This is a genomic window from Pseudomonas putida, from assembly GCF_004357765.1.
Classification (GTDB): Bacteria; Pseudomonadota; Gammaproteobacteria; order Pseudomonadales; family Pseudomonadaceae; genus Aquipseudomonas; species Aquipseudomonas putida_U.
Genome location: NZ_SMTE01000012.1, coordinates 64792 through 90585 on the forward strand (window position 1 = coordinate 64792; position 25794 = coordinate 90585).

Sequence of the window (25794 nt, forward strand, 5' to 3'; positions counted from 1 at the left end):
AATCCTGCAAAAACCAGAAGGGGGCGCCTGGCGCCCCCTTCTTCGTTCATGCACTCACGCTTCGGTTGCTTCGCGCTTGAGGCGTGCCCGGCGCGCCATGATGTTGAGGATTTCGATCAGCGTCGAGAAGGCCATTGCCGCGTACACGTAGCCTTTCGGCACATGGGCACCGAAGCCCTCGGCGATCAGCGTCATGCCGATCATGATCAAGAAGCCCAGGGCCAGCATCACCACGGTGGGGTTCTTGTTGATGAAGTCGGCCAGCGGATCGGCGGCCACCATCATCACCACCACGGCGCTGATCACGGCGATGATCATGATCGGCAGGTGCTCGGTCATGCCCACGGCGGTGATGATGCTGTCGACCGAGAACACGATGTCGAGCAAGAGGATCTGGAAGATCGCCGCAGCGAAGCCCAGGGTGACCGTGGACGATAGCTTGGCCTCCTCCTTGGCCCCGTGCGGGTCGACGTTCTCATGGATTTCCTTGGTCGCCTTCCACAGCAGGAACAGGCCACCGGCAATCAGGATCACGTCCTTCCACGAGAAGGCATGGCCGAACACATCGAACACCGGGTCGGTGAGCTGGACGATCCAGGCCACCGTGCTGAGCAACGCCAGGCGCATCACCAGGGCCATGCTGATACCCACGCGGCGGGCCTTGGAGCGGTACTCCACCGGCAGCTTGTTGGTGAGGATCGAGATGAAGATCAGGTTGTCGATGCCCAGCACCACTTCCATGGCCACCAGCGTGGCCAGGGCAATCCAGGCGGTCGGGCTTGCGGCGAGTTCCAGCAAATATTCCATTGATCAATCCTGCATCGGGGGTCTGGGTCAGATGTCCTGGGTACGTGCTTCGGGCTCTGCAGCCTTGGCCTTGGCGCCATCGTTGCCGATGGCATCGCTCAAGGCCTGCTGGGCCGCGTCATTGGTCTTGTCGATGGCCTGCTTGGCCGTTTCGGCGGCCTGGTCGAGCATCTGCTGAGCGGATTTCTCGGCCTGGTCGCAGCCAGCCAGGCTGAACAGGGCCAGGGCCAGCACCAGAGGGGTGCCGATGGATTTTAGATGGAGCATGGGGTCCTCGCAGATCGATAAACCGGCGGCGCCCGATGGCGCCTGATGGAGAGCAATTCTAGAGAGGCGCATACTTCAGTAAAATTCGTATTTTCAGCGGTTATACTTCGGTTTTTACGAATTGAGACCGGGCCGATGCTCAACTACCGCCAGCTTCACTATTTCTGGGCCGTGGCCAAGACCGGGAGCATCGTGCGCGCCAGCGAGCAACTCAACCTCACCCCCCAGACCATCAGCGGCCAGATCAGCCTGTTCGAGCAGACTTACGGCCTGGAGCTGTTCCAGCGGGTCGGACGCCAGCTCGAACTGACCGAGACCGGACGTCAGGCGCTGGCCTACGCCGAGCAGATGTTCCAGCTCGGCGCCGAACTGGAGACCTTGCTGCGGGCCGGGCCGCAGGAACAGATCCTGTTCCGTGTCGGCGTGGCCGACGTGGTGCCCAAGTCCATCGTCTACCGCCTGCTGGCGCCGACCATGGAGCTGGACAACGTGCTGCGCATCAACTGCCGGGAAGACAAACTCGAACGGCTGCTGGCCGACCTTGCGATCCAGCGCCTGGACCTGGTGATTTCCGACAGTCCGATGCCCAGCCACCTGGACATCAAGGGCTACAGCCAGAAGCTCGGCGAGTGCGGCCTGAGCTTTTTCGCCACGGCAGACCTGGCTCAGCGCCACCAAGGTGCCTTCCCGGCCTGTCTACAGGATGCACCGTTGCTGATTCCTGGCCAGGAAACCGTGGTGCGCAGCCGCTTGCTGCGCTGGCTGAGCGAGCAGCAGGTACAGCCACGCATCATCGGCGAATTCGACGACAGCGCCTTGATGCAGGCTTTCGGCCAATCGGGCAGCGGTATCTTCGTGGCGCCGAGCGTGATCGCCGAAGAGGTCTGCCGTCAGTATGGGGTGCAACTGATCGGGCAGACCGAGGCGGTGCATGAGTCGTTCTATGCCATTTCGGTGGAACGCAAGGTCAAGCATCCGGGCATCGTGGCGATTACCGAGGGGGCAAGAAAGGAGTTGTTCCATTGGTGAATGACCGGCCAGCTATAGTAAGGTCGCACCCTTTTCCGTAAACGAGATAGCGCTGCACATGACCCCTGTCTTTCATCTGCTCAACCGCATCAGCCTGGTGACGCAGATCATGATCGGCCTGCTGGCCGGTATCGCCCTGGCCCTGCTCGCCCCCGCGGTGGCCCTTGAAGTGGCCTTGCTCGGCAAGGTTTTCGTCAGTGCGCTGAAGGCCGTGGCGCCGGTGGTGGTGTTCATCCTGGTGATGGCGTCGATCGCCAACCACCGCCAGGGCCAGCCCACCCATATCCGCCCGATCCTCTGGCTGTACCTGTTCGGCACCTTCGCCGCCGCGGTGGTTGCGGTCGGCGCGAGCATGCTGTTCCCCTCGACCCTGGCGCTCAGCGCCAGTGATGCCAGCCTCAGTGCGCCCGGGGGGATCGCCGAGGTGCTGCAGAACCTGCTGTTGAGCGCGGTGGACAACCCAATCCACGCCCTGCTCGAAGCCAACTTCATCGGAGTGCTGGTGTGGGCGATCGGCCTTGGCGTGGCCCTGCGCCATAGCAGCGAGACCACCCGGGGCGTGGTCGATGACCTGTCCAGAGGCGTGACCTTGATCGTGCGTGTGGTGATTCGCTTCGCCCCACTGGGCATCTTCGGCCTGGTCAGCGCGACCCTGGCCGAGTCCGGCTTCGACGCTCTGCTGGGTTACTTGCACCTGCTGGCGGTGCTGCTCGGTTGCATGCTGTTCGTGGCGCTGGTGATGAACCCGTTGATCGTGTTCTGGAAGATCCGTCGCAACCCCTACCCGCTTACGCTGCTGTGCCTGCGTGAAAGCGGCATCACGGCGTTCTTCACCCGCAGTTCGGCGGCGAATATCCCGGTGAACCTGGCGCTGTCCGAGCGTCTGGGCCTGCACGAAGATACCTACTCCGTGTCCATCCCGCTGGGCGCGACCATCAACATGGCTGGTGCGGCCATCACCATCAACGTGCTGACCCTGGCGGCAGTGCACACCCTGGGCATTGCCGTCGACCTGCCCACAGCGGTGCTGCTGAGCATGGTCGCGGCGATTTGCGCCTGCGGCGCTTCGGGGGTGGCTGGCGGCTCGCTGCTGCTGATTCCACTGGCCTGCAGTCTGTTCGGCATTCCGAGCGAAGTGGCCATGCAGGTGGTGGCCGTGGGCTTCATCATCGGCGTGTTGCAGGATGCGGCGGAAACGGCACTCAACTCGTCCACCGACGTGCTGTTCACCGCGGCTGCGTGCCTGGCCGAGGAGCGACGAGCCGGGCAGTGATTGCTTAAGGGCGGCGCATTACCTACGCTAGAGGCCTTTTCCCAGCCAAGAGACAGGGCCATGTCCGATCAAGAAACCGCAGGCGAAGGCCGCTTCAACAGTATCGAGGTGCGCATTCTCGGCGCATTGATCGAGAAGCAGGCCACCAGCCCGGAAAGCTATCCGCTGACGCTCAATGCGCTGGTCCTGGCGTGCAACCAGAAAACCAGCCGCGAGCCGGTGATGAACCTCACCCAGGGCCAGGTCGGCCAGGCCCTGCGGGCCCTCGAAGGACAGGACATGGCCCGCCTGCAGATGGGCAGCCGCGCCGATCGCTGGGAGCACCGGGTGGACAAGGCACTGGAACTGGTGCCGGCGCAACTGGTGCTGATGGGCCTGATGTTCCTGCGTGGGCCGCAGACCCTGAGCGAGTTGCTCAGCCGCAGCAACCGCCTGCATGCCTTCGACGATACCGAGCAGGTCCAGCACCAGCTCGAACGCCTGGTCTCGCGCGGCCTGGCCCTGCACCTGCCGCGCCAGGCCGGACAACGCGAAGACCGCTATACCCATGCGCTGGGCGATCCGGCGGAAATCGAGGCGATCCTGGCCGCACGCCAGCAGGAAGGCGGTGGCCGTAGCGGCGCTGGCAATGTCTCGGAAGAACGGATCGAAGCTCTGGAAGCGCGTATCGCAGCCCTGGAAGCGCGCCTGTCAGCGCTCGAAGGCTGAGCCGATCACGGCTCCGGGTCGGGGAAGTTACGGCAGCTTTTGCGTTCAGCCAGTTCGCGGTCGCTGGGGCGTTGGTCGACGAACACGGTACGACCGTCGGCGTAGATTTCCAGATAGCCCCAGTGCAAGTCCTGCTCCTGCTGCCCGGGTTTGGGTGGCACTAGCCACCAGGGTTCGCGGCTGATCAGGGTCATGGTGCGGGTTCCTGAAGGGTCTGCAGTAAGCATAGACACCTTCAGGTTCAGCTTGGTTTGTCAGGGCCCTTTCGCGGGACAAGCCCGCTCCTACAGGGACCGCACAGTGTCGAAAACAGTGCGGATCCTGTGGGAGCGGGCTGGTCCCGCGAAAGGGTCGCGATGCAGTTACGCTGGTGCCGAGGTACGGATCAGGTGATCGAACGCCGCCAGCGATGCCTTGGCGCCCTCGCCCACGGCGATGACGATCTGCTTGTACGGCACCGTGGTCACGTCACCGGCGGCAAACACGCCCGGTACGCTGGTCTGGCCCTTGGCGTCGACGATGATTTCGCCGCGTGGCGACAATTCCACGGTCCCTTTTAGCCAGTCGGTGTTCGGCAGCAGGCCGATCTGCACGAAGATACCTTCGAGCGCCAGGTCATGCACCTCGTCAGTGGTGCGGTCCTTGTAACGCAGGCCGGTGACCTTTTCGCCGTTACCCACCACTTCGGTGGTCAAGGCACTGGTGATCACCTTGACGTTCGCCAGGCTGTGCAGTTTGCGCTGCAACACCGCATCGGCACGCAACTGGCTGTCGAACTCGATCAGCGTCACCTGGGCGACGATACCGGCCAGGTCGATGGCCGCTTCGACGCCCGAGTTGCCACCGCCGATCACCGCCACGCGCTTGCCCTTGAACAGCGGACCGTCGCAATGCGGGCAGTAGGCCACGCCGCGGGCGCGGTACTCCTGCTCGCCAGGGACGTTCATTTCACGCCAGCGGGCACCGGTGGCGAGGATCACTGTCTTGGCCTTGAGCGAGGCGCCGCCGGCCAGGCGTACTTCGTGAAGTCCGCCATCGGTGGCCGGAATCAGCGCTTCACCGCGCTGCAGGTTCATGATGTCGACGTCATACTGCTTGACGTGCTCTTCCAAGGCCATGGCCAGCTTCGGGCCTTCGGTTTCCTGCACCGAGATGAAGTTCTCGATGGCCAGGGTATCGAGCACCTGGCCGCCGAAACGCTCAGCCGCGACACCGGTGCGAATGCCTTTACGCGCAGCATAGATGGCCGCTGCGGCGCCAGCGGGGCCACCGCCGACCACCAGCACGTCGAAGGCGTCCTTGGCGTTGATCTTCTCGGCCTGGCGGGCACCGGCGTTGGTGTCGATCTTGCCGAGGATTTCTTCCAGGCCCATGCGGCCCTGGCCGAACACTTCGCCGTTCAGGTAGACGCTTGGCACCGCCATGATCTTGCGCGACTCGACTTCGTCCTGGAACAGCGCACCGTCGATCGCGACGTGGCGAACGTTGGGGTTGAGCACGGCCATCAGGTTCAGCGCCTGGACCACGTCCGGGCAGTTCTGGCACGACAGCGAGAAGTAGGTTTCAAAGGTGAAATCGCCTTCCAGTGCCTGGATCTGCTCGATCACTTCGGCGCTGGCCTTGGAGGGGTGACCACCGACTTGCAGCAGCGCCAGCACCAGGGAGGTGAATTCGTGCCCCATGGGGATGCCGGCGAAGCGCAGGCTGATGTCGGCCCCTGGGCGGTTGAGCGAGAACGAAGGACGACGGGCGTCGGTCCCGTCCGCGCTCAGAGTAATCAGGTTCGACAGGCCGGCGATTTCCACCAGCAGGTCATGCAATTCGCGGGACTTCGCGCCGTCGTCGAGGGAAGCAACGATCTCGATCGGCTGGCTGACCCGCTCCAGGTAGGTTTTCAGTTGCGATTTAAGCGTGGCGTCCAACATACGGGCGATTCCTTTTTCGAAACTCGGATACAAAAACGCCCAGGCGAGATCGCCCGGGCGCTTTACGGGGCGGTAGATACTTCAGCTTTGGCGGCTGTCCACCGCCCGCGACATGCACATCGACTTAGATCTTGCCGACCAGGTCCAGCGATGGCGCCAGGGTGGCTTCGCCTTCTTTCCACTTGGCCGGGCAGACTTCGCCTGGGTGGGCGGCGACGTACTGGGCAGCCTTGACCTTGCGCAGCAGCTCGGTCGCGTCACGGCCTACACCACCGTCGTTCAGTTCGACGATCTTGATCTGACCTTCCGGGTTGATCACGAAGGTACCGCGATCGGCCAGGCCGGCTTCTTCGATCAGCACGTCGAAGTTGCGCGAGATGATGTGAGTCGGGTCACCGATCAGTGGGTACTGGATCTTGCCGATGGTGTCCGAAGTGTCGTGCCAGGCTTTGTGGGTGAAGTGGGTGTCGGTGGACACGCCGTAGATTTCTACGCCCAGCTTCTGGAATTCGGCGTAGTTGTCAGCAAGGTCACCCAGTTCGGTCGGGCAGACGAAGGTGAAGTCGGCCGGGTAGAAGAACACGACGGACCACTTGCCCTTCAGGTCGGCTTCGCTTACCTGAACGAATTCGCCTTTGTGGTAGGCGGTGGCGTTGAACGGTTTGACCTGGCTGTTGATGATAGGCATGAGAGACGCTCCTTCATGGGGTTGAAATCAGTTGACGGAGAGAATCCTAACCGCTGGTCCCGATAAAGGCTCATTGGCAAAGCTCATGCTGATGATTGGTTTTCGCTATAACCGCAGCTCATTAATAGAAGGTATTGGGCTGAGCAAAGGATTGCGCGGCTGTCAGAGCCCTGTCGCCAGCGGCGACAGGGCTCGTTCGCTCAGCGAGTCGGGGTGCGCAGGGTGACGAACTCTTCGGCTGCGGTGGGGTGCACACCAATGGTCTCGTCGAACTGCTGCTTGGTGGCGCCGGCTTTCAGGGCAATGCCGAGGCCTTGGATGATCTCGCCGGCATCGGGGCCAACCATGTGGCAGCCGAGCACTTTGTCGGTCTCGGCATCCACCACCAGCTTCATCAGGGTCTTTTCCTGAATGTCGGTGAGGGTCAGTTTCATGGCGCGGAAACGGCTCTCGAAGACCTGCACCTTGTGCCCGGCTTCCAGCGCCTGTTCCTCGGTCAGGCCGACAGTACCGATCGGCGGCTGGCTGAACACTGCGGTGGGGATGTTCTGGTAATCCACCGGGCGGTACTGTTCAGGCTTGAACAGCCGGCGCGCCACGGCCATGCCTTCGGCCAAGGCAACGGGGGTGAGCTGCACGCGACCGATGACATCGCCGATGGCGAGGATCGACGGCGCAGTGGTCTGGTATTGCTCGTCAACGCGGATATAGCCGCGCTCGTCGAGCTCGACACCGGTGTTCTCCAGGCCCAGGTTGTCCAGCATCGGTCGGCGACCGGTGGCGTAGAACACGCAATCGGCGACCAGCTCGCGGCCGTCCTTGAGGGTGGCTTTGAGGCTACCGTCTTCGAGCTTGTCGATGCGCTGGATGTCGGCATTGAACTGCAGGTCCAGGCCGCGTTTTTCCAGCTCTTCCTTGAGGTGGGTGCGGACCGAACCGTCGAAGCCTCGCAGGAACAGGTCACCACGGTAGAGCAGCGTGGTGTCGGCACCCAGGCCCTGGAAAATCCCGGCGAACTCGACCGCGATATAACCACCTCCGACCACCAGCACCCGGCGTGGCAGGGCCTTGAGGTAGAAGGCCTCGTTGGAGGTGATCGCCAGCTCCTTGCCAGGAATGTCCGGCACCTGCGGCCAGCCGCCGGTGGCGATGAGGATGCGCTCGGCGCTGTAGCGCTGGCCGTCCACTTCCACCTCGTTGGCGCCGGTGATGCGCGCATGCCCCTGCAGCAGGCTGACCCCGCTGTTGACCAGCAGGTTGCGGTAGATGCCGTTGAGCCGCTCGATTTCGCGGTTCTTGTTGGCGATCAGCGTGCTCCAGTCGAAGTGGCCCTCTTCCAGGGTCCAACCAAAGCCTGCAGCCTGCTCCAGCTCGTCGGCCACGTGGGCGCCGTACACCAGCAGTTTCTTCGGCACGCAGCCGACATTGACGCAGGTGCCTCCCAGGTAGCGACTTTCGGCTACCGCCACCTTGGCGCCGAAGCCTGCGGCAAAGCGTGCGGCACGCACACCACCGGAGCCGGCACCAATCACGAACAGATCAAAATCGTAGGCCATGTATTCAGTCTCCTAGGCAGCGACCCAGCATAACGCACTGGGGCCGCAAAAGCGGCCCCAGTGTCAGCAACGGCGTGGATCAGTATGCCTTGCCTGCCTTGTAGTAGTTCTCGAAGCAGAAGTTGGTCGCGTCGATGTAGCCTTCGGCACCACCACAGTCGAAGCGCTTGCCCTTGAACTTGTAGGCGATCACGCAGCCATTCTGCGCCTGCTGCATCAGGGCGTCGGTGATCTGAATCTCGCCACCTTTGCCCGGCTCGGTGTTGGCGATGATGTCGAAGATATCCGGCGTGAGGATGTAACGACCGATGATCGCCAGGTTCGACGGCGCATCTTCAGGCTTGGGCTTCTCGACCATGTTGGTGACGCGGTAGATATCGTCACGGATCATGTCGCCGGCGATCACGCCGTACTTGTTGGTTTCCTGCGGATCGACTTCCTGGATGGCGACGATCGAGCAGCGGAACTGGTTGTACAGCTTGACCATCTGGGTCAGTACGCCGTCACCTTCAGGGTTGACGCACAGGTCGTCAGCCAGGACCACGGCGAACGGCTCGTCGCCGATCAGCGGGCGACCGGTCAGGATGGCGTGACCCAGGCCTTTCATTTCGGTCTGGCGGGTGTAGGAGAACGAGCACTCGTCGAGCAGACGGCGGATACCGACCAGGTATTTTTCCTTGTCGGTGCCTTTGATCTGGTTTTCCAGCTCATAGCTGATGTCGAAGTGGTCTTCCAAGGCGCGCTTGCCACGGCCGGTGACGATGGAGATTTCGTTCAGGCCGGCATCCAGTGCTTCCTCAACGCCATACTGGATCAGCGGCTTGTTGACCACCGGCAGCATTTCCTTGGGCATGGCTTTGGTAGCAGGCAGGAAGCGGGTGCCGTAGCCGGCTGCCGGGAACAAGCATTTCTTGATCATATACGTCCTTAAACGAAGGCTGGGCCTATGGGTTTCGGCGCAGTCTAATCAGGCGGCAGTCACCTTACAATGCCCCGCCTGTGGCCGACCGATGCGATGATAGAGACAACCCAGTGTAGATAGTTCAAAGGCATTGCGAATATTAACGCGCGCAACTGTCGCAGGTTGCCTCACCGGCCCCCTTCAGGGTGCCGTGCCCTGCCCCACCAGTACCCCGTCGACGTGCTGGCCATACAGATTGACGCCATCGTTGGCATGAAACTTCAACCGCGTCTTCTCCACTGAACCGTCGACCAGGCGTGGGTCTTGGGGGCGCTCATGGCGATTGATCCACGCCGCCACGTCCCAGGCCTGCTGATCGCTCAGCGAGCCCGGCTTGCCCAGCGGCATATTGTGCTTGATGAACGACGCCGCCGTATTGATACGGTGCATGCCGGCGCCCCAATTGTAGGAGTCCTTGCCCCACAAGGGCGGCATGACGTACTCCCCTGCCACCTGTTGGCCCTGACCGTCGTCGCCATGACACAGCGCGCAGTGCTCACGGTAGACCTGGCGGCCGCGGGCGAAGTCATAGCCACCTTGCGGCTGCGCCACCTCGGGATAGCCGCGCCCGGCGATTTCCACGCCGGTAGGGGCCTGGGTCGACAACCAATAGGCGTATACGCTCAATGCTTTCATCTGCGGGCTGTCGGCAGCCGGGGGCGTGCCGTTCATGCTGAACTCGAAGCAACCCTGGATACGCTCGGCGAAGGTGTTGACCTTGTCGTTCTTCTTTCGATAAGCCGGGTACATCGGGTACGCACCCCACAGCGGGGCGGAGAACGCCAGGCGGCCTTGATCGAGGTGGCAGTTACTGCAGTTCATGCCGTTGCCCACGGCCTCGGGCATCAGCCGACGGGTGTCGACGAACAGCGCATGGCCTTCGCGCACCTGCTGGCCGAAAGCGTTGTCCGGCAGTGCGCTTTCAGCGGGCGGAGTGAAGGTCGGCGTGGCCTTGCTGACCTGCAGTTGCGATTGATCGGGCATGGCCACGGCGCCAGCCATGCCGCTGCCGATCATCAAGAGCACGAAGGCGAGCTGCGTTGCTTTCATGGCGCGACCTCCAGGTTGCCAGCGTTGGCGAAGAACGTAGCGATTGCCTGAACCTCGGCATCGGTCATGGCCTTGGCTACACCGGCCATCAATTGGTTAGGGTCGTTATGGCGACTGCCGTCGCGCCAGGCGTCGAGTTGTGCCACCAGGTAGGCGGCGGGCTGCCCAGCCAATGGCGGGAAATGTTCGCCGACACCTGCGCCTCCCGGTCCGTGACATTGCACGCAACCCGGTATCTGTCGGCTCCAGTCGCCATACAACGCCAGTCGTTCAGTCGGGTTCTCGGCGATCTGCTGGCGGCGCAGGGTACCGGGCGGGTCGCTGGGTAGGTTGGCGAGATAGGCACTGACGGCATCGATTTCGTCCTCGCCCAACGCCTTGGCGATGGGCTCCATGACCGGATGCCGACGGCTGGCGCTGCGCCAGTCGCGCAGCTGCTTGCTCAGATAGGCAGCGGGCAAACCGGCCAGTCGCGGAAAGCCCGCCGCGGCCACGCCTTTGCCGTCCACGCCATGGCAACCCAGGCAGGCCATGGCGGCGGGGTTGCCGCCGCCTTGGAGGAACACTTTCTGGCCATCGGCAGCGTGCGCCATCGGCCAGGCCAGCACCAACAGCCCCCCGATCACGGCTCGACTCAACAGGGTCATCACGAATCTCCATTTCTTTTGTTATAAGCTTAGGCTTAAAAAACATAAGCGAATGGATATTAGCCCTGCCTGGAAAGACCCAACAACGCAAAAAGCCATCCGAAGATGGCTTTTCAGGCGTTATTCGCAGCGACCTTGCGCCAGGTCAACTGCCCGAGATGCACTGGGTCGCCGCCGTGCGGACATCCCCCAGGCGCAATGGGAAATTGTTCAGTCGCTCGTGCAGCTTGATGCTGCTGCCGCTGCCGCGCTTGTCGATATCGAACAAGGCCGCCGGGCCGGTACTGGCGGTCAGCTTCTGAGGCACGATCAGGCGCAAGCCATCGCCACGTTGCTGTTCCTCGATCGCCTCACGGCTGTCGGCCAACTTGAGCTTCACGCAATCGGCGTATTCGCGCGGGGTCTTGCCCGACATCACATCCAGCGTTTCGCGGGATTGCTCGAGTTCGGACACACTGACACACCCACCCAATACCAAGGACAACGCCGCTACCACCCACTTCATCAGCCACACCTCTGCCTTCAACGAATTCACTTCGACAGCAGCCAGGCGCTTTTGCTCCCTGCTTTGGCGCAATTATCTTCACCCTGTCATCCAGCGCGCCAGTGTATCCCAGCATCGTGGTATCTTTTGCGTTTGCAGAACCAGACTTTGCGGAGCATCACATGAAATTCGTACACCAGCGCGAGCATCTGAACGAGGACGACATCGTCGTCATCGAATGCTCCCAGCGCTGCAACATCCGCCTGATGAACGACGCCAACTTCCGCAGCTTCAAGAATGGCGGTCGGCACACCTACCACGGCGGCCACTTCGAGCGCTTCCCAGCCAAGATCACCGTACCCAGCACCGGCTTCTGGAACATCACCCTCGACACGGTGACCGCCCGACCGATCTCGGTGACCCGCAAGCCGACCTTCAGCCACAAGATCAAGATCATTCGTCGCTCGTCGTCGAAGCTCAGCTAAAACCACCGGAATACCGCTCCCCATGACTCAGACCACCAAGTACGTCATCAAATACAAACTCGACGGCCAGCGCCGCTGGGACTTCGCCCAGATGCCGGACGCCTCGCCGGAACAGGCCCTGGATGCCCTGCGCAAGATCCATGGCGACGACGCCGACAAGATCAGCGACATCCAGGTCAGCAAGGCCTTGTAAATCGAACCCACCGCGTACAAGGAGCAGCGCATGAGCAACTGGCCCGACCGTCGTATTCTCGATCTTCTGGGCATCGAGTTGCCCATCCTGCAAGCGCCCATGGCCGGCGCCAGCGGCTCGCCCCTGGCGATCGCCGTGGGTAACGCAGGGGGGCTTGGCGCCCTGCCCTGCGCCATGCTCACCGGCGAACAGGTGCGCGCCGAAATCGCAGCCTTTCGCAGTGTCTGCAGCGGCCCGCTGAACCTGAACTTCTTCTGTCACCAGCCACCCGACTTCGACGCAGGGCGCGCCGAACGCTGGAAGCAGGCCCTGGCGCCGTATTACCAGGAGGTGGGCGCGGACTTCACGGCGCCTACGCCGGTATCCAATCGCGCACCTTTCGATGAGCAAAGCTGTCAGCTGGTCGAGCAACTGCGCCCGGAGGTGGTGAGCTTCCATTTCGGCCTGCCGACGCCAGAGCTGTTGCAGCGGGTCAAGGCCAGCGGCGCCAAGGTGCTGTCGAGCGCAACCACCGTAGAGGAAGCCGTCTGGCTCGAGGCCCATGGCTGCGACGCCATCATTGCCATGGGATACGAGGCCGGCGGCCACCGCGGGATGTTCCTCAGCGACGACATCACCAGTCAGATCGGCACCTTCGCCCTGGTACCGCAGGTCGTCGATGCCGTGCAGGTACCCGTGATCGCCGCAGGCGGCATAGGCGATCATCGCGGCCTGCTAGCGGCACTGGCATTGGGCGCCTCTGCCGTGCAGATCGGCACCGCCTACTTGTTCTGTCCCGAGGCCAAGGTGTCGCCAGCGCATCGCCACGCGCTGGATAGCGCATCGGCCAGCGACACCGCTTTGACCAACCTGTTCACTGGCCGCCCGGCGCGGGGCATCAACACACGTATCATGCGTGAACTCGGACCGATGAGCGCGCTGGCGCCGCAGTTCCCGCTGGCCGGCGGTGCGCTGATGCCACTGCGAGCGATCACCGATCCACAAGGCAACACTGACTTCAGCAACTTGTGGGCGGGCCAGGGGTTGCGCCTCGGCCAGCACTTGCCAGCCGCAGAGCTGACCCGGGATATCGCCGACCAGGCGTTGCGCCGCTACGGGCGCTGACTTCAGTTGCATGACGCGCTTCAGCCCCTTCCCGGCGAATGGCCTATCGCTATATAGTTGACGCTATAACGATAACCCAAAGGAGCCGTTTTCATGCGTATTCGCCCGTCCACCCTGGCCGCCACCGCACTGGCCAGCTTGCTTTCGCTCAACAGTGCTTGGGCCGATGAAGTCCAGGTGGCGGTCGCCGCCAACTTTACAGCGCCGATCCAGGCCATCGCCAAGGACTTCGAGAAAGACACCGGGCACAAGCTGGTCGCTGCCTACGGCGCCACCGGGCAGTTCTACGCACAGATCAAGAACGGCGCACCTTTCGAGGTGTTTCTCGCCGCCGACGACAGCACGCCGGCCAAGCTCGAAGCCGAGCACGCGATCGTGCCCGGCTCGCGCTTCACCTACGCCATCGGCACCCTGGCCCTGTGGTCGGCCAAGGACGGTTACGTCGACGACAAGGGCGAAGTGCTGAAGAAGAATGCCTACCAGCATCTCTCCATCGCCAACCCGAAAGCCGCCCCTTACGGCCTCGCTGCGACCCAGGTCCTGGACAAGCTCGGCCTGACCGAGGCGACCAAGGCCAAGATCGTCGAGGGCCAGAACATCACCCAGGCCTACCAGTTCGTCTCCACCGGCAATGCCGAACTCGGTTTCGTCGCCCTGTCGCAGATCTACAAGGACGGCAAGGTGCAGCACGGTTCGGCGTGGATCGTCCCGGCCCAGATGCACGAGCCGATCCGCCAGGACGCGGTGATCCTCGACAAGGGCAAGGACAGCGCCGCCGCCAAGGCCCTGGTCGAGTACCTGAAGGGGCCGAAGGCCGCGGCGGTGATCAAGTCGTTCGGCTATGAAATCTGATGCCGCTCGACGCCAGTGACTTGGGCGCGATCTGGCTGACCCTCAAGCTGGCCAGCCTGACGACCCTGATCCTGCTGTTGCTGGGCACGCCCATCGCCTGGTGGCTGGCGCGCACGCGCTCGTGGCTGCGTGGGCCAGTCGGGGCCTTGGTGGCGCTGCCGCTGGTGCTACCGCCCACGGTCATTGGTTTCTACCTGCTGATCGCCCTGGGCCCCAATGGCTGGCTGGGCCAGGCGACCCAGGCGCTGGGCCTGGGCACAGTGGTGTTCAGCTTCAGCGGCCTGGTGATCGGCTCGACGGTGTATTCGATGCCCTTCGTGGTGCAGCCGTTGCAGAACGCCTTCGCCGCCATCGGCCAACGCCCGCTGGAAGTGGCCGCCACCCTCCGCGCAAGCCCCTGGGACACCTTCGTCCACGTGGTGCTGCCACTGGCCCGTCCAGGTTTCGTCACCGCCAGCATCCTCGGCTTCGCCCATACCGTGGGCGAATTCGGCGTGGTGCTGATGATCGGCGGCAACATCCCCGACAAGACCCGTGTGGTCTCGGTACAGATCTTCGACCATGTCGAGGCCATGGAATACGCCCAGGCCCACTGGTTGGCCGGGGCCATGCTGGTGTTTTCCTTCCTGGTGCTGCTGGTGCTGTATGCCGGGCGCCGGGGCAAGGCTGGCTGGAGCTGATTTGACATCCTCCCCGCCCTAAAGGACGGGGTATCTCGCGGAGAAAACCGATGAGCGCATCGATCGTGGCACGTCTGCAGTTGGTGCGAGCCGACTTCAAGCTGGATGTCGACCTGCAACTGCCCGGGCGGGGCATCAGTGCGCTGTTCGGTCATTCGGGCTCTGGCAAGACCTCTTGCCTGCGCTGCCTGGCCGGCCTGGAACGGGCCACCCAGGCTTACATCGAAGTCAATGGCGAGGTCTGGGAGGACAGCGCCCGCGGCCATTTCGTCGCGCCACACCTGCGTCCGCTGGGCTACGTATTCCAGGAAGCCAGCCTGTTCCCGCACCTGACGGTGCGGGGCAACCTGGAATTCGGTTGGCGCCGGGTGCCCGCCAGTCAGCGCAAGGTCGGCCTGGCCCAAGCCAGCGAACTGCTGGGCATCGGCCACCTGCTCGAGCGCAGACCGGCCAGCCTGTCGGGCGGCGAAGCGCAGCGCGTCGGTATCGCCCGTGCCCTGCTGAGCAGTCCGCGGCTGCTGTTGATGGACGAACCGCTGGCGGCCCTCGACGGCCCCCGCAAGCGCGAGATCCTGCCGTACCTTGAACGCCTGCACGAGGAATTGGACATCCCGGTGGTGTACGTCAGCCATGCCCAGGATGAAGTCGCCCGGCTGGCCGACCACCTGGTCCTACTGGAAGAGGGCCGGGCCACGGCCAGTGGGCCGATCGGCACGACTTTGGCGCGCCTGGACCTGTCGCTGGCCCAAGGCGATGACGCCGGGGTGGTGTTCGACGGCCGGGTCGTCGGCCACAACCCGCACTACGGCCTGCTCGATCTGCGCCTGCCGGGCATCGACGGCCCAGTGCTGCGGATCGCTCACCCGGCACACAGCCTGGGCAGCACCCTGCGCATCAAGGTCCAGGCGCGCGATGTCAGCCTGGCGCTTGCTGCCGACAGCGCCTCGAGCATCCTCAATCGCCTGCCGGTGCAGGTGCGCGAAAGCCGCCCTGCCGACAACCCAGCGCATGTGCTGGTGAGCCTGGATGCCGGAGGCAATACCCTGCTGGCACGCATTACCCGCTACTCGGCCGACCAGTTGGGCCTGCACCCAGGGCAGACGTTATGGGCGCAGATCAAGTCAGTGGCACTGTTGGGCTGAGCGCGCTGTCCATAGGGCAATACCGGCTCGATGGAACACCTCCATGCTCGACTGCCCCCTGCCGCGCACCCTGCACTATGTCGACGACAGCCAGCCTGGCCTCAGCCGCAAGCGTTGGCGCGATCGCTTCATTTACCTGGACGCCGCCGGCGAGCGTGTCCGCGACCCGGAGACCCTGGCGCGCATCGCCGCGCTGGTGATCCCGCCGGCCTACACCGATGTGTGGATCTGCGCCGACCCGCAAGGCCACCTGCAAGCCACCGGCCGTGACGCCCGCGGGCGCAAGCAATACCGCTACCACACCGAATGGCGTGCCTTGCGCGACCAGCACAAGTACGGACGTATGCTGGCCTTCGCCCAGGCGTTGCCCAAGCTGCGCGCGCAACTGGACCTGCACCTGGCCCGGCCGGGGCTGGACCGGGAGAAGGTCATGGCACTGGTGGTGAGCCTGTTGGACAACACCCTGATTCGTATCGGCAATACCCAGTATCTGCGCGATAACAAATCCTATGGCCTCACCACCCTGCGTACCCGCCACGTCAAGGTCCAGGGCAGCACGGTGCGTTTCCAGTTTCGCGGCAAGCGAGGCGTCGAGCACGATGTCACCCTACGTGACCGGCGCCTGGCCAATCTGCTCAAGCGCTGCATGGAGCTGCCCGGGCAGGCATTGTTCCAATACCTGGACGAGGACGGCCAACGCCATAGTGTCGGCTCCAGCGATGTGAATCAGTTTCTCCAGCAACTGACAGGGTCAGACTTCACCGCCAAGGATTACCGCACCTGGGCCGGCAGCAGCCTGGCCCTGAGCCTGCTGCGACCGCTGGCCTGGGAGCCGGAGAGCGAAGCCAAGCGTCAGGTCACGGCCATCGTTCGCCAGGTTGCCCAGCGCCTGGGCAACACCCCAGCGGTGTGCCGGCGCTGCTACATCCACCCTGCGGTGATCGAGCACTACCATCTGGGCCGCCTGGAAGCACTGCCCAGGCACCGACGCCGCAAGGGCCTGCAAGCCGAGGAAGTGGCTTTGCTGCTGTTCTTGCAAGCGCAGGAGTCGCTCGCGTCCGATTGAGCCGGGCTATGCAGGCCATCACACAGAGAAATTTCCCATCCGACGCGAAGCCCCCTATTCTTGCCACCGAGCACCTTCGCCGACACTTGATCGAAGCTTTACGTCGGCGCCTGTACGTGAAGACCCTCAACAGATTTTGTGAGTTCGGGGAATTACTATCCGCCGAAAGCGTCTTTAATGAGAAGGAAGAGGGACAGGCTCCCACCGCCGCGGCATTTGGCCTGACGGACTTTTACACCACCAAGGAGAACTACATGCTGATACTCACCCGTAAGGTTGGCGAAAGCATCGTCATCAACGACGACATCAAAGTCACCATTCTGGGAGTGAAAGGGATGCAGGTGAGAATTGGCATCGATGCGCCGAAAGATGTCCAGGTTCACCGTGAGGAAATCTTCAAACGCATCCAGGCCGGCAACCCTGCCCCGGAAAAGGGCAACGAAGAGCACCAGTGATGTTTGTCCTCAAGCCGCACGGATGCGCTTGACCGCCCCTACCCGCTCAGGCGCAGCCCTGCGCCTCAAGCGTCGAGCAACTCCCGCACCTTGGCGATCAACGCGTCGATGTCGAACGGTTTATCGAACACCGCCGCGAACCGTTGCGGGCAGACCAGGCCCTGATTGGCTTGGGCGCCGCTCATGAGGATCACCGGCAGATCGGTCAGCAGCAGGTCCTCACGAATCGCCCGCACCAGTTCCTCGCCATTGAGCACCGGCATCATGTAGTCGGTGATCACCAACTGCACCCGCTTGTCCTGCAGAGCGTCCAGGGCCTTGCGCCCATTGCTGGCTTTTTCCACGATGAACCCCGCATCCTCCAGGGCGAAGCCGAGGATGTCCACGATCAGGTATTCGTCATCGACGACCAGAATAGTGTTCATGGATGAACCTTCAACCGCCGTCCTGCGGTACCGGGGTTCCTGAAAGCACGCCGCAGGCACCTTCGAATGCACGGCTCAGGGCGATACCGCCCGGGCCGATCTGCAGGTCGTGCAACGCCGGGTCGTGATTGCTGTCACGCACCTTGAGGATCGACAGCAAGCGCCGCAACTGCGAGTCCAGTTCGACGAAGCGCATCAGCATGAGGTTGTCGACCAGACTGGAAAGGTCTGGCGCCGGCGCACTGATCTCAGAGCCGAACAGGTCACGCATTTCCCAGGTCAGCATCACACTGATATCGCGCGCGCGCAACTCGCCGGCCAACGCACGGAAAAAGCCATTGAGTCGCGCCGGCTCGACCGCCAGGCGGCTGAAGGCGCCAAGGCTGTCGATCAGCACACGCTTGCTGCCGTGCGCATCGACCTGCGCCAGCAGACGTGCGCCGACCTCATCCAGCAGGCCTTCGGTGGTGGGCTGCCAACACAGCGCCAACGCCCCCTGGCGTTCCAGTGCGGCAAAGTCCAGGCCTAGCGAAGCTGCCTTCATCCGCAGGCGTGCCGGGGTTTCGTGGAAGCCGAAATGCAGCCCTGGCGCACTGGGCGTGGAGGCACCGAGAAAGGCCAGGCCCAGGGAGGTCTTGCCAACGCCTGAAGGCCCCATCATCAAGCTGACCGAGCCACTGGCCAGGCCACCTTCGAGCATTGCATCGAGGGTCGGCACGCCGCTGCTGACCCGTCCCAGATTGTCGCTGCCATATTGGCTGGGATGGCTGTACAGGGCCTCCAGGCGCGGGTAGACATGCAAGCCGTGATCATCGATCAGGCACTCATGACGACCCGACAATGCCGCACTGCCGCGCGTCTTGCGCAACTGGATGTGGCGCACCGCACGGCTGCCGACCAGTTGCTCGCCGAGCTCGATCACGCCGTCGACCATCGTGTGCTCAGGGCTGCCCTCCTCCAGGCGCGCGCTGGTCAACAGCAGCACGGTACAACCGGCGAAGGCGGCGTGACCCTGCAATTCGGATACGAACTTCTTGGTGTCGAGGGTGGTTTCGGCACGCACCCGAGCGTTGAGCACCCCATCGACGATCAACAGGCTGGCCTGCTGCCGGGCGATTTCCTGTCGCAGCAGCTTGACCACGGCATCCAGGCCCTCCTGTTCGAGGGTGTCGAAGGCACTGACGAACTGGATGGGGTCACCCACCAGGGCAGGGTCGAAGAATTCCAGCGTGCCCAGGTACTGAAACAGTCGCTCATGGGATTCGCTGAGCAAGGTCGCCACCAGCACCCGACCGCCTTGGCGCACGTGGTTGCACGCCAGTTGGTTGGCGAGAATGGTCTTGCCCGCGCCGGGCGGGCCCTGAACGATATAGGAGGCGCCCGCGACCAGGCCTCCCCTGAGCAGGGCATCGAGCCCGTCTATGCCCGTGGTCAACCGCTGCAGTGCCTGAACCATGATGCCTTCCTTTACCGGGATTCGCCTGGATATGCCGGCAGGTAGAGGCTCATGCAAGTGCCTTCGCCCACGCTGCTGGTCACGCTGATTGCGCCATTGCTCTGCTTGGCAAAGCCATATACCTGGCTGAGTCCAAGGCCCGTACCCTTGCCGAAGGGCTTGGTGGTGAAGAACGGCTCGAAGATCCGCGGCAGCACCTCGGGGTCGATTCCCGATCCCGTGTCGCGAACATCGAAACGTACGAACGGACCACACAAGCCATCGACCTCCCCGGCCAAGATCACAGTGCTGACCGACAAGTCGATGCACCCTTCGCCTTCGACGGCATCGCGGGCATTGAACAGCAGGTTGAGCAGGACCATCTGCAACTGCCCGGCATCCACGTCGATCAATGGCAAATCGCTGGGTACGTGCTGGTGCATTTCGATGGTGCTGGGCAGTGCATGTTCGATCAGACCGCGGGTGGAGGTGATCAGTTCGGCGGGGGCTATACGTGTCACGTTCAGTTGCCGGTGGCGAGCGAAACTGAGCAGTTGCTGGGTCAGCTGGGTACCGCGCTGCCCGGCATCGACGATGTGCTCGAGCATGCGCTGAGCGCGTGCCGGATCCCGCGTGGTCAGGGCCAGGCGCGCAGAACTGAGGATGATCGTGAGCAGGTTGTTGAAATCATGGGCCAAGCCCCCCGTCAGTTGACCCAGGGCTTCGAGTTTCTGTGCCTGGAACAGCTGAGCACGCACTGCATCCAGTTGTTGGGCAGCCTCGCGGCGGTCGGTGATGTCCCGGGTGACTTTGGCCAGACCGACGATCTGGCCCTGCGCGTCGCGTATGACGTCGAGCGCGGCCAAAGCCCAGAACTGCGTACCGTCTTTGCGCACGCGCCAGCCTTCGTCCTGCGCCACGCCCTTTTCCAGCGCCTGGCGCAACAGCCTTTCGGGACGTCCGTCGTTGATATCCTGAGGGGTGAAGAACAATGAGAAATGTTTGCCGATCACCTCGTCGGCACGATAGCCCTTGATCCGCTCGGCGCCTGCATTCCAGGAGACCACGCGGCCGAGGGGGTCGAGCATGTAGATGGCGTAGTCGACCACTGACTGCACCAATTGCTCGTAGCGCTCGGCCGGCATCACCGCCTGGTCGAGACTTTCAGCTGAAACCATACACACTCCACTGGCACGGCGGGAGGGAGACAACGGGTTTGGCGGGACAGCTCAACCGTGACGCCTGCATGGGCCGTTCACGCGTCGTCTTCGATCAGCGACGGACTGATCCGGCGCGGCATGCCCACCTTCAGCAGCCACGCCCCGACCAAGCCGATCGAGCCACCGCCGAGCAAGGCGTGCAGCCGTTGGGTCTCAGGGTACTCGACATCGAATGCGAGCATCAGCAGGTAGCCCCCGAGGCAGATCAGGCACAAGTAGAGAAAGGCCGCCAGCAGCACCACCTGAGCGAACAGCAGGCGCCAAAACAGCCGCGGACGAACGATACGTCCTGGTTGGACGGGAGGCGTGGCCAGGGTCATGGCTTCACACTCTTGGATCCAATACAAGCCGTAACAGTGGCTTATTGACATTGCCCTGTCAATTCACCAGCGAGACGGCCTCCACCCTTGATCATAGGCGTTGTGCACGAAAAATATATAACATTGGTGCATATCAGCGGGTCGCGAAGCGGCGCAGATCGACTCACTTCATTCGCTCAACCAAGATGATCCGGCTCGCCGGGAGCAGCCCAGAGGCATGGCTGCAAGCCTTGTAGGCAACGCCTTGCCAACGCCTAATACGTTGATTTCCGCCGCCTTTTCGTGTCTAATCGCCAGCTTGCCGTCGTGCCCTGATGGTGAAATTGGTAGACACATCGCACTTAAAATGCGCCGTCGCGAGACGTGCCGGTTCGAGTCCGGCTCGGGGCACCAAATCTACGCAGAAAGCCCAGCAAACGCTGGGCTTTCTTGTATCTGACGCTAGCTGATTCTGGCCGCTCTACTGCTTCTCCCGCGCTGGGCGGATTGATGGAGCGCGCCGGCAGTTCGTTTCGCGGGTCCCGCCGATAAACAACGAAATCCATGGGGGTAAGCTAAAGTTTCGGTGAGGGCATGAACCGTGAGGTAGCGATCATGATAAAACAAGAAGCCAATGAGGTGATTGAACGGATTCGGAACGATCTCGAGCGACATGGGGTGCTGATTGGCTACGACCCCGACTTTACGACTCCTGAATTCGGCTGCGACCTCGATTATCAGGTGGCTCAGGTCCGAGAGGATCCACAGACCCGAGTCGTGGGCATCGTGATACATGACGAAGGCTTGTGGGCTCAGCTCAGGCAAGGAGCCGTTTACCGGTGCATCATCAGCGAATGTGGCGGCAAGCTGTTCGGGCTACCGATCACCATAGAGCCTAGAGATGATGAGTCCTACACCATCCAGTACAAACTCTAGGCATCAACACGGCAGCCCGAATACCGGGCTGCCGTGTTGAGCGTTGCCGTGGAGCGGCCATACAGCTGCTACAGTGGAGCTTGTCCCCCTTCACTGGAACACCGCCATGCGCTATTCCCTGTTCGACGGTCAACGTGACCTGATCATCCTGGTTGCACGCGTCCTGCTGATGATCCTGTTCGTGCTTTCCGGGTGGGCCAAGCTCACTGGGTTCGAAGGTACGGTGGGCTACATGAGCTCACTCGGAGCGCCTGCTCCGACCTTGGCAGCGGCGGTGGCCGTGATCATGGAATTCTTCGTCGCCATCGTTCTCATTCTGGGCTTCTATACCCGGCCCTTGGCGTTCCTGTTCGCCTTGTTCGTGCTAGGCACCGCGCTGATCGGCCACCCGTTCTGGAACATGGTCGACCCTGAGCGCAGCGCCAACATGACTCAGTTCCTCAAAAACCTGAGCATCATGGGCGGCCTGTTGTTGCTGGCAGTGAGTGGACCAGGCCGGTTCTCCCTCGACGGGCGCTGACTCAATCGTCGTCAAGCCAGGCTGGATGGTCTTCGTCCTCATCGATGAAATCATCCAGCGTTTGCTCATCCTCCTCGACCTCATCTTCGGCGCCCTGGGCATCGGCCTCGGGGTCGAAATCGTCGTAGAGAAATTCCTGGTCCAGCAGGTGGTCGTGCTCAGGTTCGTGCAGGTCGTCTTCGTCGTGCATGTTGGCTCCCGGAAATTGGCTCCGCCTGTATAGGCACAGGAACGCCTGCGGTCAATGACTTTGGGTTAATGCTCGCTTAACCCTGCCCCGGGTAATCTGCAAGCTCTCCCTTCAAACGTCATTGCCCACCTCATTGGTGGGCTTTTTTTTGAGAGCAGCCTTAAGTAGCTCCGAACGTTCTTTGAACCCGCCCTCATTGGCGGGTTTTTCTTTTTCTGCGGCAGCTTGCGGGCAACGTACTGATCTGGCGCAACGCTTTTTCGGCATTGGTTGCCGCACAATGGCCACCTTCACACGACATCTTGACCTTGTTACCATACGAAACATAGCACTTTGGCAGCATTGAACACCGCTCACAGGCGAGTATCCTGCCTTACTTTGGTCCAATTTCCCCAAGGACGGACGCCATGAAGCCCCTTTCTCTCTTCGTCATTTCTGCGCAATTACTCGTTGCTGGCGCGGCCTGGGCCGATGAGAACCGCGGTACCTGGTCACAGGAGCCGACCACTTTTCTGGGTGTAGATCTGCAGGGCGACTTCGTCCAGCAGGTCGCCGAATGCCCAACCGACGGCAGCAAGCCAGAAGGTCTATGCCGGGTCGCCACTGCCAACCCAGACAGCTACGAGGTCCGCGGCCTGCCCTACCTGCCGATTTCCCCCGGCTACAAGCTGGTCGCCAATCTCAAGGATGGCCAGGTCAACGAACTGGTATTCAGCGGTAACGCCAACAGCCTGTACCTGGTGACGGATATGCTGACCCAACGCTTCGGCGAGCCGAGCGATCAGCATATGCAGTGGATCAAGATGAAGTCAGGTGCGTCCTACCAGACCGAAGTGATGAGCTGGCAAGGTGAGAACGTGGCGGTGAACTTCCAGCGCATGGAAAGCGACCTGGGCAAGTACGCCGTTACCCTGACGAATGTGATGCCGGTTGGCACTACCCCGGCGGTAGACGCGATCTCCAGCGCCGAGGCGTCCGACGTGATCGAAGCGCCGTCTTCCAAGCTCTGAGACTCGCTGAACAACGCGCCATCGGCAGGCTCTGCCGCTGGCGCGTTTTTTTGTGCTTCAATCCAGCGCGCCGTTGAGCACCTCGTAGATAATCCCCGTCGCCACCGCCACGAGTATCAGATCCACGCCCGCCTGCCGCCATTCGTAGCCATCGTAGTGCGGCAACTGACCGAGTAGACGACCATCGAGCTTCTTGGCGATTCCCGGCGGAAGCGGCTTGCCGCGAGCCAGGTTCTTCTGGATACCCGGCGGCAACGCCGGCCCAGGACTCCAGTAGTCGCGGTGACCGTTCAAGATACCCAGTACATCGCCATGGTTGATCGCAGGGCCGCCATAGTGTCCGCCTTTGTCCTGGCGGCCCTCTGCATGCCCCTGGCCTTTGCCATGCCCCTGTCCCTTCCCGTTGCCCGGATCGGCCAGTACCAGCGCGGGCCCAGCCAATAACGAAAGGGAAGTGATTGCCGCGATGACGACCCGACGACTGCCCATGCCTGATTCCTTTTAACGTTGGACCCTATGCAATCTAGACGATGCTGGAAGGATAAGTTCCGCTGACTGCGAAGATAAGCGGTCCGATCAACGAACGCTTCGCTCCCGCTCGGTTGCCAGTGCGACCTGATCCTGGTCGTGGAACGCCCCCACCACGCCGATGTCTAGTACTGGCGAAGTGACATTCCACCCTGTCATGATTCTTATTACACCATGCTGTGCACCCCACCGAGGTTACCCATGTTCAATCGTTCTCTCAAAGTTCGACTCGCCGAGCGCGAGCGCGAGATCGCCCGTGTGCAGCAACGCCTGGAGCTGATGGCTCAAGCAGGCATTTTTGTCAGACTCGATGCCGACTACCGGGTCCTCGAATGCAATGAAGCCTTTGCCTGCGCCCTGGGCCAAACCCCAGCCGAGCTTCTTGGAAAGCCCCTATCCCAGCTAGTGCCGGACTATGTCTCGAAGCTGCCGTGTTACCAGAATTTCGTCCGAGAGATCCCCGCCGGCCGGCCCGTCCACGATGATTACCGCTACCTGCGCAATGGCAAACCGCAAGTCTGGTTGCGGTTGACCTGGCATCCGCTATGCGATGAGCAAGGCCGACTGTTGGAGGTGGCCGGCTACGGGCAGGACGTGACCCGGCAGGTCAATTTGATGCGGGAGAACCAGGCGCTACTGGATGCACTATTGCGCTCCACAGCCATCATCCAGTTCGACCTCAACGGCACGGTCATTGACGCCAACGAACAGTTCCTGGACGCCATGGGCTATCGGCGAGAGCAGGTCATGGGTAAGCATCACCGGATGTTCTGTGATTCGGACTTCAACCGCAGTCCCGCTTACGACGAGTTCTGGAAGACGCTGAACGCCGGACATTACGTGAGCGGCCGCTTCCGCCGCCTGGACAGTCGCGGCGCAGAAGTATGGCTCGAGGCAAGCTACAACCCGGTCAACGATAGCGAAGGCCGCTTGGTGCGCGTGGTCAAGTTCGCCTCCGTGGTGACTGACGAAGTCAAACGCGAGGAGGAGGTTCGCCGGGCGGCGCAGATAGCGCTCGAAGTTTCCCAGGTCACCGATGTGAACGCTACGCAAGGCGTATCGGTAGTGCGTCAGGCGGTAGAGACCATGGAGTCGGTCAGCGAGCAGATGCAATCCGCTGCCACCACCATCGGCGCTCTGGACAAACAATCGGTGCTGATCAGTTCGATCGTTCAAACCATCGGCGGCATCGCCTCGCAGACCAATCTGCTGGCGCTCAATGCCGCCATTGAAGCCGCACGCGCAGGCGAACAAGGCAGGGGCTTCGCCGTGGTGGCAGATGAAGTTCGACAGCTCGCGGTGCGCACCAGTACGGCTACCGATGAAATCGTCGCTGTAGTGGCTCGCAATCAGATGCTCGCCTCCCAGGCGGTCACTGACATAGATAGCAGCCGAGACCGCGCAGAACAAGGCCTGCGCCTTGCCTCCCAGGCGGGGGAATCGATCAGCGGCATTCAGGCGGGAGCCCGGCAGGTGGTCGCTGCCGTGGGGAAAGTCACCAAGGATCTTCAACAAGTCGGCTAACCGGGACTGGCTCGGCCCAGCGTTGATGGCGGTACGCTGGTTGCCGGGCGGTAACGCGATCAATGCGGAACCGATCAGGTTTTCCAGGGCGCAAAGAAAAACCCCGCAGACGTTAATCTGCGGGGCTTTCGAATATGGAGGCCGAGGTCGGAATCGAACCGGCGTAGACGGATTTGCAATCCGATCTAAGAATTGCCATTTCATGCGTCATGGGCGAGAAAATCAGTTCCAAAACGAAACGGGATTTGCTCGCCTGCAGCCAGCATCCTACAAGGGTCGCCTTTTCAGTTTTGGAACTGATTTTCGGCCCGTTTTTGCCACCTTCCAGTACTGCA

Annotated in this window: 30 protein-coding genes, 1 tRNA gene and 2 pseudogenes; 17 read left to right on the forward strand and 16 right to left on the reverse strand. The window is 62.2% G+C overall.

Annotation, left to right across the window (positions count from 1 at the left end; translation table 11 throughout):
• Positions 1-54 precede the first annotated feature (54 nt).
• Positions 55-807, reverse strand: coding sequence for a TerC family protein (locus E2H86_RS19075; RefSeq protein ID WP_133330610.1), 753 nt, complete (start codon positions 805-807; stop codon positions 55-57).
• 27 nt (positions 808-834) lie between these two features.
• Positions 835-1074 (reverse strand): hypothetical protein, encoded by a 240-nt coding sequence (locus tag E2H86_RS19080; RefSeq protein ID WP_133330612.1) that lies wholly within the window; start codon positions 1072-1074, stop codon positions 835-837.
• Positions 1075-1209: 135 nt separating this feature from the next.
• On the opposite strand from E2H86_RS19080, the gene nhaR reads away from it, so the two are divergent.
• The 3 genes from nhaR to E2H86_RS19095 are packed head-to-tail and all read left to right on the forward strand — an operon-like array spanning position 1210 to position 4084.
• Positions 1210-2103: a transcriptional activator NhaR gene (gene nhaR, locus E2H86_RS19085; RefSeq protein WP_133330614.1), complete on the forward strand. Its 894-nt coding sequence runs from the start codon at positions 1210-1212 to the stop codon at positions 2101-2103.
• A 58-nt stretch (positions 2104-2161) separates the two neighbouring features.
• A complete protein-coding gene (gene sstT / locus E2H86_RS19090) occupies positions 2162-3376 on the forward strand; it encodes a serine/threonine transporter SstT (RefSeq protein WP_133330616.1) in 1215 nt (404 codons plus the stop codon).
• 60 nt (positions 3377-3436) lie between these two features.
• Entirely contained in the window at positions 3437-4084 is a 648-nt protein-coding gene (locus E2H86_RS19095) for a YceH family protein (protein ID WP_133330618.1), read from the forward strand.
• A 5-nt stretch (positions 4085-4089) separates the two neighbouring features.
• On the opposite strand, the gene E2H86_RS19100 is transcribed toward E2H86_RS19095, so the two are convergent.
• From E2H86_RS19100 to E2H86_RS19135, 8 genes are all read right to left on the reverse strand, one after another.
• The gene (locus E2H86_RS19100; protein ID WP_013973178.1) at positions 4090-4278 is read right to left on the reverse strand and encodes a hypothetical protein; all 189 of its coding nucleotides are present in this window, start codon (positions 4276-4278) and stop codon (positions 4090-4092) included.
• A 168-nt stretch (positions 4279-4446) separates the two neighbouring features.
• Entirely contained in the window at positions 4447-6009 is a 1563-nt protein-coding gene (gene ahpF / locus E2H86_RS19105; RefSeq protein WP_133330620.1) for an alkyl hydroperoxide reductase subunit F, read from the reverse strand.
• Positions 6010-6133: 124 nt separating this feature from the next.
• Positions 6134-6697, reverse strand: a complete 564-nt coding sequence (ahpC, locus tag E2H86_RS19110; protein ID WP_133330622.1) for an alkyl hydroperoxide reductase subunit C — start codon at positions 6695-6697, stop codon at positions 6134-6136.
• 200 nt (positions 6698-6897) lie between these two features.
• Positions 6898-8253, reverse strand: a complete 1356-nt coding sequence (gorA, locus tag E2H86_RS19115; RefSeq protein ID WP_133330624.1) for a glutathione-disulfide reductase — start codon at positions 8251-8253, stop codon at positions 6898-6900.
• 79 nt (positions 8254-8332) lie between these two features.
• Complete coding sequence (gene galU, locus E2H86_RS19120) at positions 8333-9172, reverse strand: UTP--glucose-1-phosphate uridylyltransferase GalU (protein ID WP_133330626.1); 840 nt, start codon at positions 9170-9172, stop codon at positions 8333-8335.
• Between the two features lie 183 nt (positions 9173-9355).
• On the reverse strand, positions 9356-10264 hold the full coding sequence (locus tag E2H86_RS19125; protein ID WP_133330628.1) for a c-type cytochrome: 909 nt from the start codon (positions 10262-10264) through the stop codon (positions 9356-9358).
• Positions 10261-10911, reverse strand: coding sequence for a c-type cytochrome (locus tag E2H86_RS19130; protein WP_133330630.1), 651 nt, complete (start codon positions 10909-10911; stop codon positions 10261-10263). Before E2H86_RS19130 ends, E2H86_RS19125 begins: the two co-directional genes overlap by 4 nt.
• Before the next feature lie 145 nt (positions 10912-11056).
• Entirely contained in the window at positions 11057-11416 is a 360-nt protein-coding gene (locus E2H86_RS19135; protein ID WP_133330825.1) for a hypothetical protein, read from the reverse strand.
• Positions 11417-11577: 161 nt separating this feature from the next.
• Between E2H86_RS19135 and E2H86_RS19140 the strand changes: the two genes are divergently transcribed.
• From E2H86_RS19140 to csrA, 8 genes are all read left to right on the forward strand, one after another.
• Complete coding sequence (locus E2H86_RS19140) at positions 11578-11880, forward strand: DUF1883 domain-containing protein (RefSeq protein WP_133330632.1); 303 nt, start codon at positions 11578-11580, stop codon at positions 11878-11880.
• Between the two features lie 22 nt (positions 11881-11902).
• The gene (locus E2H86_RS26010) at positions 11903-12073 is read left to right on the forward strand and encodes a hypothetical protein (RefSeq protein ID WP_165976097.1); all 171 of its coding nucleotides are present in this window, start codon (positions 11903-11905) and stop codon (positions 12071-12073) included.
• A 30-nt stretch (positions 12074-12103) separates the two neighbouring features.
• Positions 12104-13177 (forward strand): NAD(P)H-dependent flavin oxidoreductase, encoded by a 1074-nt coding sequence (locus tag E2H86_RS19145; RefSeq protein ID WP_133330634.1) that lies wholly within the window; start codon positions 12104-12106, stop codon positions 13175-13177.
• A 93-nt stretch (positions 13178-13270) separates the two neighbouring features.
• Positions 13271-14029 (forward strand): molybdate ABC transporter substrate-binding protein, encoded by a 759-nt coding sequence (modA, locus tag E2H86_RS19150; RefSeq protein ID WP_133330636.1) that lies wholly within the window; start codon positions 13271-13273, stop codon positions 14027-14029.
• Positions 14029-14709 carry a molybdate ABC transporter permease subunit gene (modB, locus tag E2H86_RS19155; RefSeq protein WP_133330638.1) on the forward strand — a complete coding sequence of 227 codons (681 nt, stop codon included), beginning with the start codon at positions 14029-14031 and terminating at the stop codon, positions 14707-14709. The genes modA and modB overlap by 1 nt, the downstream gene beginning before the upstream one ends.
• Before the next feature lie 50 nt (positions 14710-14759).
• A complete protein-coding gene (modC, locus tag E2H86_RS19160; RefSeq protein WP_133330640.1) occupies positions 14760-15851 on the forward strand; it encodes a molybdenum ABC transporter ATP-binding protein in 1092 nt (363 codons plus the stop codon).
• Positions 15852-15894: 43 nt separating this feature from the next.
• Positions 15895-16917, forward strand: a complete 1023-nt coding sequence (locus E2H86_RS19165; protein WP_133330642.1) for a DNA topoisomerase IB — start codon at positions 15895-15897, stop codon at positions 16915-16917.
• A gap of 254 nt (positions 16918-17171) precedes the next feature.
• Positions 17172-17372, forward strand: a complete 201-nt coding sequence (gene csrA / locus E2H86_RS19170; protein ID WP_133330827.1) for a carbon storage regulator CsrA — start codon at positions 17172-17174, stop codon at positions 17370-17372.
• 65 nt (positions 17373-17437) lie between these two features.
• Here csrA and E2H86_RS19175 read toward each other — a convergent pair whose 3' ends face one another.
• The 4 genes from E2H86_RS19175 to E2H86_RS19190 form a co-directional block, all read right to left on the reverse strand.
• A complete protein-coding gene (locus E2H86_RS19175) occupies positions 17438-17797 on the reverse strand; it encodes a response regulator (protein ID WP_133330644.1) in 360 nt (119 codons plus the stop codon).
• Between the two features lie 10 nt (positions 17798-17807).
• Complete coding sequence (locus E2H86_RS19180; protein WP_133330646.1) at positions 17808-19253, reverse strand: ATPase domain-containing protein; 1446 nt, start codon at positions 19251-19253, stop codon at positions 17808-17810.
• 11 nt (positions 19254-19264) lie between these two features.
• Complete coding sequence (locus E2H86_RS19185) at positions 19265-20410, reverse strand: two-component system sensor histidine kinase NtrB (protein ID WP_133330648.1); 1146 nt, start codon at positions 20408-20410, stop codon at positions 19265-19267.
• Positions 20411-20487: 77 nt separating this feature from the next.
• Positions 20488-20772 (reverse strand): hypothetical protein, encoded by a 285-nt coding sequence (locus tag E2H86_RS19190; protein ID WP_165976098.1) that lies wholly within the window; start codon positions 20770-20772, stop codon positions 20488-20490.
• 308 nt (positions 20773-21080) lie between these two features.
• On the opposite strand from E2H86_RS19190, the gene E2H86_RS19195 reads away from it, so the two are divergent.
• The 3 genes from E2H86_RS19195 (at position 21081) to E2H86_RS19205 (ending at position 22207) form a co-directional block, all read left to right on the forward strand.
• Positions 21081-21165 (forward strand) — tRNA-Leu (locus tag E2H86_RS19195).
• A 180-nt stretch (positions 21166-21345) separates the two neighbouring features.
• Entirely contained in the window at positions 21346-21687 is a 342-nt protein-coding gene (locus E2H86_RS19200) for a hypothetical protein (RefSeq protein WP_230385396.1), read from the forward strand.
• A gap of 106 nt (positions 21688-21793) precedes the next feature.
• Positions 21794-22207 carry a DoxX family protein gene (locus E2H86_RS19205; protein ID WP_133330650.1) on the forward strand — a complete coding sequence of 138 codons (414 nt, stop codon included), beginning with the start codon at positions 21794-21796 and terminating at the stop codon, positions 22205-22207.
• Position 22208: 1 nt separating this feature from the next.
• Here E2H86_RS19205 and E2H86_RS19210 read toward each other — a convergent pair whose 3' ends face one another.
• On the reverse strand, positions 22209-22397 hold the full coding sequence (locus tag E2H86_RS19210; protein WP_133330652.1) for a hypothetical protein: 189 nt from the start codon (positions 22395-22397) through the stop codon (positions 22209-22211).
• Between the two features lie 407 nt (positions 22398-22804).
• Between E2H86_RS19210 and E2H86_RS19215 the strand changes: the two genes are divergently transcribed.
• A complete protein-coding gene (locus E2H86_RS19215; RefSeq protein WP_133330654.1) occupies positions 22805-23407 on the forward strand; it encodes a hypothetical protein in 603 nt (200 codons plus the stop codon).
• Between the two features lie 57 nt (positions 23408-23464).
• Here the strand turns inward: E2H86_RS19215 and E2H86_RS19220 are convergent, their stop codons facing one another.
• Positions 23465-23896 (reverse strand): anti-virulence regulator CigR family protein, encoded by a 432-nt coding sequence (locus E2H86_RS19220; protein WP_133330656.1) that lies wholly within the window; start codon positions 23894-23896, stop codon positions 23465-23467.
• A 318-nt stretch (positions 23897-24214) separates the two neighbouring features.
• Here E2H86_RS19220 and E2H86_RS26865 point away from each other — a divergent pair.
• Positions 24215-24913 (forward strand): annotated as a pseudogene (locus tag E2H86_RS26865) (PAS domain-containing protein); the annotation flags it as partial.
• 102 nt (positions 24914-25015) lie between these two features.
• A pseudogene (locus tag E2H86_RS26870) lies at positions 25016-25459 on the forward strand (methyl-accepting chemotaxis protein); the annotation flags it as partial.
• Positions 25460-25794: the final 335 nt, after the last annotated feature.